1 pseudogene is annotated in these 871 nt (G+C 79.2%); it reads left to right on the top strand.

What is annotated here, in order from left to right:
• Window positions 1-210 precede the first annotated feature (210 nt).
• Window positions 211-871, top strand: a pseudogene (locus MXD58_RS25830) (hypothetical protein); the annotation flags it as partial.

Here is an 871-nt window from a genome sequence, read left to right as displayed (position 1 = left end):
GCCATGGGCGCCGCGCCGGCGCCGCCCGGGCCCGCGGGCGACGCGCCTTCCTACGGCTGGGACCGTATGCGGCGCGCCACACCCGACCACCTCGACCCTTCCCGTGGCCACGGGAGCGATCCCGACCTCCCGGCGCGCGAGTACCGGGATCCGGGCCGGGGCGCGGCCCACCCTGACGCTGGTCGCGCCGGCCCCACCACGGGCTGGGACGTGGCCACGCCGTTCGGCGTTCGCGGTTTTGGGGTACCGCCGCCCGGCCCGGCGCGGGCCGGCGACGATCCGCCGCCAGGACGAGGCGACGCGCAACTTCCGCGGTCCGTCCGCGACCCGCTGTCCGACGCTCTGGACGACGTCTCCCGCGGCTACCGGGCCAGCGTTGACGAGCATCGCCGGGCCGGGTCCGGGCCGCGGGGGACCGCCCCGCGCGAAGACCGCGCCGAGCGACCCGACGGCGAGCCCCGGCGCCCGGCGTCGGCGACCGAGAGCGGTTACGGCCAGGCGGGCTGGCTGGCGGCACCCGCGCCGGCCGGCTACGGCGGGTCCGATCGCCAGGACGACGCCGACGGTTACGGCCAGTCGGGTGGCTACGGCGAGCCCGGCGCTCACCTCGGCCCTGGCGGCTACAGCGGCCCTGGCGGCTACAGCGGCGGTGGCGGCTACAGCGGCGGTGGCGGCTACGTCGGTGGCTACAGCGACGGCGGCGACCACGCGGACGCTGGCGCTTACAGCGAGCCCGGCGATCAGCCGGGGCCCGTCCGCGCCTACGTCGACCCCGCCCGCCCCATCGACCCGTACGGCGCCGAGGAGGTCGCCGTGTCGGACCCGCGGCCCGCGGGCGAGTCGCCGACCGGCCCCGGGCACGGTGTCGCCG

Origin of the sequence: Frankia sp. AgKG'84/4, from assembly GCF_023242965.2 — a bacterium.
GTDB lineage: Bacteria > Actinomycetota > Actinomycetes > Frankiales > Frankiaceae > Frankia.
Note: the sequence above shows the minus strand (reverse complement) of the source record. Positions and strands in the feature narration are given on the sequence as shown.